Consider the following 5,609-nt stretch of genomic DNA (forward strand, 5'->3'; position numbering starts at 1 on the left):
CGGAGGGGCAGGCCCTCACCTACGAGATCGATACCGCCGGCACGGTCGGCACCGTCACCAACAATCTCGACGGCACCTTCACCTATGACGCGACGGGCGAGTTCGACTCCCTCGCGGCGGGCGAATTCGCCACGGACAGCTTCACCTACACCGTCTCCGACGGCGAGGGCGGCACCGACACCGAGACGGTGACGGTGACCGTGACCGGCACCAACGACGCGCCGGTTTTCAACTTCGTCCAGTCCTTTGAGACCGGCACCGACGGCGTCTTCGACCGCACCGACTATGGCACCGTCATTGACGTGACGTCCGGCACGGGCGGCATCGTTTCGCCGGACGGGACCGCCCACGCGGTCGTCACCGAAACGCCCAGTGCCAACGGCACCGACGGCTCCGGTCCGTTCACCCGCTTCGGCGGCTACACCTCCGAATTCGTCGACGGCATGACCACCGAGGTCATGGTCTATCTCGACACCACCTGGGCCTTGGGCGAAGGCTTCGACTATTCCGTCGCCGCCAACGGCTCGGACGGCCTTCACCAGCGCGACTTCATCTTCCACGTCACGCAGGACTCGGACGGGGAAGGGCTTCTCGTCGGCGCCGACAACGGCTCGAGCTTTGAACCGCGGGAGAACCTGGAGAATGGTCCGAACGCCGAGATCACGGCGAGCGGCTGGTACACGCTGCAGCACGTCTTCAACGAAGACGACGGCGTCCTCGCCGTCACCATGAATGTGCTCGATGCCACGGGTAAGGTCGTCTTCACGCAGACCCTCAGCAACCCCGCGGACACCATCGGTGCCGGCGGTGAAGTGGGCGGCGTGCGCTATGGCTGGTTCACCGACGTTTCCGTCACCGGCGGCCTGCATGTCGACCGGCTGGAACTCGGCACCCGCGACGGCGCCGTCACCGAGATCGTCGACGGCGCGGCCGGCGAGAATGACACCGCGCTGACGGCCACCGGCGTCATCGCCTTCGCCGACCCGGACGCCACCGACACCCACACCGCGACGTTCGAGCCCGGCGACACCGGCTATCTCGGGACCTTCACCCTCGCAGGCACCGACGGCATCGCCGACGACAGCACCGGAGAGGGCGACGGCGAAGGCCACGTCCGCTGGAGCTTCTCCGTCGACGACGCAGCCGTCGACTTCCTCGGCGCGGGCGAAACCCTCACCCAGACCTATACCATCACCCTTGACGACGGCATTGCCACCACCACCGAGACGGTGACCATCACCATCACCGGCACCAATGACGGGCCGGTCCTCGTCGGCGAAAACGTGACGGAAGCCCTCACCGAGGATGCCAATGTCGATGCCGGCGCTCTCGTCGCCACTGACACCATCGCCTTCACCGACGTCGACCTCACCGACGATCACACGGTCACCGTCGGGACCGGCTCGAACCAGGTCGCGGCGCCGGTCATCAGCTATTCGGCGGGCGTGGACTCGGAATCCGCCTCGGCGCTGGCCCTGACGACGGCTCTCCAGACCGCGCTGACGGCAGCGATCGCCGGCCATGCGGGAACCGGCGAAGGCGGCGACATCACGACGAGCTTTGCCGTCGACAACGCCCTGACGCAGTTCCTCGCCGTCGGCGAGACGGTCACTGCCGTCTACTCCGTCGCACTCGCCGACGAGGCCGGCATCAGTGCCGGCACCCGCACCGTCTCCGTCACCATCACCGGCACCAACGACACGCCGGTGATCGCGACGGGCCCTGTGACGGCGGGCGTTGCCGAAGACGTCGCGACCGTCACTGACGATCCGACGACGGGGGCGGTCGAAGAAGGCGCCTATCTCACCCAGACCGGCACGCTCGCCTTCTCCGACGTGGACCTGACCGACACGCATATGGCCTCGGCCAGCTTCACCTCCTCGACCACGACGTCTGACGCTGTCGCGCCCGGCACCCAGTTCGGCAGGCTCGTCGCCACGGTTGCGACCGCGACGGCGAACGGCACGGGCGGCGAGGTCACCTGGACCTATGCCGTCGAGAATGCGGCCGTGCAGCTCCTGGCGGAGGGCGAGACCGTCACCGAGACCTACACGGTCACCGTCGATGACGGGAATGGCGGCACCACCACCCAGACCGTCGCCGTGACCATCACCGGCACCAACGACGATCCCAAGATCGCGGCGGGTCCCGTGACGGCGGACGTGACCGAGGACGGCACGACCGTCGCCGACGATCCGACGACGGTGGACGACGAAAACGGCGCCTATCTCACCCAGAGCGGCACGCTCGCCTTCTCCGACGTCGACCTGACCGACACCCATGCGGCCTCGGCCAGCTTCACCGCCTCGACCACGACGTCTGACGCTGTCGCGGACGGCACGCAGTTCGGCACGCTCGTCGCCACGGTATCGACCGCGACGGCGAACGGCACGGGCGGCGAGGTCACCTGGACCTATGCCGTCGACAATGCGGCCGTGCAGCTCCTGGCAGAGGGCGAGACCGTCACCGAGACCTACACGGTCACCGTCGACGACGGGAATGGCGGCACCGCCACCCAGACCGTCGCGGTCACCATCACCGGCAGCAACGACGCCCCGACCGTCACCACCGTCGACGATGCCGAGACGCTGGCCGAGACCGATGGCCCGCTGACGGCCACCGGCTCCTTCACCGTCGCCGATGTCGACGTGACGGACGAGGTCACCGCCTTGGTGACGGGCGTCGTCGCCACCGGAAGCGGTGTCGCGATCGAACTCGACGGCAGCGTCAACGGGATCGTCGCATCCGATCTCCTCGCCATGCTGTCGCTCTCCGCCGGTCCGGTGGTCGACGGCTCCAGCACCTCGGGCACGCTGACCTGGACCTTCGACAGCGCCGCTGCCACCGTTGCCTCCGCGGCCCAGGAAGCCTTCGACTTCCTCGATCCCGGCGACCAGCTGACCCTCACCTATGACGTCGCAGTCGGCGACGGCACCACGAGCGTCACCGAGACGGTGACGATCACCATCACCGGCACCAACGACCGGCCGGTCATCGCCGCCGATGGCGAGACCATCGACGCCGACGGCAACGTGGTGGCCGAGAACCAAGGCATCGCCACCGGCGATCTCGCCGCCTCCGTCACCGAGACGAACGGCATCGAGGACGGCGACACCGGCACCGGCGCGGTGCTGTCCGACGGCGGCACCCTCGTCTTCGCCGATGCGGATGCCGACCAGACCCCGACGATCAGCGTCGACACCGACGCCGCCGACATCGGCGTCACCTACCGCCAGCCGGACGGAGCCGGCGGCTTCACCGACGTGGCGCCGGCCTCCGGCTCCGATCTCGACATCGCGATCGCCGCCCTCGTCGCCGGTGCTTCGATCTCGCTGAATGGCGGCGGCGCCAGCCTCGTTGCGGATGACAATTCCGGCACCGTCGGCTGGGCCTTCTCCGTCGATGCCGATCTGGCGAGCTTCCTGGCCGAGGGCGAGGAACTCGTCCTTGCCTACACCGTGACCGTCGACGATGGCGGCAACGTCGTGACGGCGGCGAATGGCGACGAGGTTTCCACCAGCACCCGCACCCTGACCGTCACCCTCACCGGCACCAACGACGCCCCCGTCGTCGATGTCGACGCGAGCCAGCTCGCCGGCTCCCTCGACGAGATCGCGGAGGATTCGGCCGATCCCGTCGAGGGCTCGGCGCTTTCCACCGGCGGCACGATCGCCTTCACCGACGCCGACCTCTCCGACACGCCGACGGTCGCCGTCGACAATACCTCCGTCGCCATCGCCTATACCCCGGCGGGCGCGAGCGAAGCGGCCGAGACCCTCAACAGCTCCGGCGACAATACCGGCGCGACGGCCTTCCAGCAGGCGCTGCTGGCGCTGGCGGTGGCCATCGATCTCGGCGATGCCTCCGACGCCAATGCCTCGGCAATGCCCGGCACCAACGACGGGTCGGTCGCCTGGACCTACGCCATCTCGGACGGCGCGCTGGGCTTCCTCGGCGCCGGCGAGAGCGTGACCCTGACCTATCCGGTGACCGTCACCGACGAGGCCGACGGCGAAGACACCACCCGGTCGATCACCGTCACCATCACCGGCACAAACGACGCCCCGGTGATCACCGGCACCGACGTGACGGCCTCGCTTGCCGAGGACACGGCCGTCACCTCCGGCGATCTCACGGCCAGCGACACGATCGCCTTCACGGATGTCGACCTCACCGACGACCACACGGTCACGGTGGGTAACGGCTCCAACGGCGTCGCGGCGCCGGTGATCAGCTATTCGGCAGGCGTGGACTCGGAATCCGCCTTGGCCGAGGCGCTGGAATCGGCACTCGCGACCGCGCTCCAGGCCGCAATCGCCGGCCACGACGGCAGCTCGGCCGATGGCGCCATCGCCACCAGCTTTGCCCTCGACAACGATCTCGTCCAGTTCCTCGACCAGGGCGAGAGCGTCACGGCCACCTATACGGTGGAATTCACCGACGCGACCGGTGTCAGCGCCGGCACCCGCACCGTCACCATCACCGTCGACGGCGCCAACGAGATCGTCGTCGGCTCCGGCAATGACGACTTCATCTCCCTCGGGATGGATGGCCGCAGCCAGGCCAACTACAATCTCGGCGAGGAGATCGACGGGCAGGCCGGCGACGACGTCATCTATGGCGGCGGCGGCGACGACGACATCTCCGGCGGTGCCAATGACGACGTCATCTATGGCGGCTCGGGCAATGACGACATCGACTTCGAAGGCACCGGCGACGCGGCGGCCGACACCGGGGCGAACACCCCGTCCAGCGCCGGACGCGACCTGATCTTCGCCGGTTCCGGCGACGACCGGATCTTTGCCGGAGAGGGCGACGACGAGATCGACGGCGGCTCGGGCTCCGACACGGTGGTCTTCTCGGGCAACCGGGCCGACTACACGATCTCCCGCGACGGGACGGACATCATCGTCTCCGGCGTCGACGGCACCGACGTGATCTCCAATGTCGAGACCCTGTCCTTCGCAGACGAGGAGGCCGTCTCGACCGACAACCTCTTCGCGCCGGGCTTCACGCAGGGGCCCCTCGCGGCGAGCGTCGCCGAGAACCAGAGCCTCGCCGTCGGCCAGTATCTCGCGGTCGACGGCGACGGTACGGCCGTGACCTACGCGCTCTCGGGCGACGATGCGGCCCGCTTCGCCATTTCCGCCGACGGCTTCCTGACCTTCGTCGGGGCCGATCTGGAGGGTGAGGATTCCGTCAGCGGCGACGACGTCTACGACGTGACCGTCGAGGCGAGCTCGGGTGGCGAGACCGTCACGAGGGATGTCGCGGTGACGGTGACCAACGTCAACGACGCGCCTACGGCTGTGGACGGGACGGCGTCGGGGACGGAAGACGGCGGGGCGGTGACGATCGACGTCGCGTCCCTCGTCGGCGACGTCGAGACGGCGGATGGCGATCTGGTGGTGACGGCGTCGGTCGATCCGCAAGAGGGTTCGGTGACGGTGTCGGGGACGCAGATCAGCTTCACCCCGGCGGCGAACTTCAACGGCACGGCGGACATCGCCTATGAGGTGCGCGATGCCGGCGGCCTCGTCGCCTCGGCGGTGATCGCGGTGGCGATCGCGGCGGAGAACGACGGGCCGGCGGCGTCGGTCGCGACGCTG

1 protein-coding gene is annotated in these 5,609 nt (G+C 68.7%); it reads left to right on the forward strand.

Going from position 1 to position 5,609, the window contains the following annotated elements; all coding sequences use genetic code 11:
• On the forward strand, positions 1 to 5,609 hold a 5,609-nt coding region (locus tag ATO4_RS26455; RefSeq protein ID WP_139802726.1), incomplete at both ends, for a VCBS domain-containing protein.

Origin of the sequence: Aurantimonas sp. 22II-16-19i (genome assembly GCF_002088275.1) — a bacterium.
In the GTDB taxonomy this organism is placed as follows: Bacteria; Pseudomonadota; Alphaproteobacteria; order Rhizobiales; family Rhizobiaceae; genus Jiella.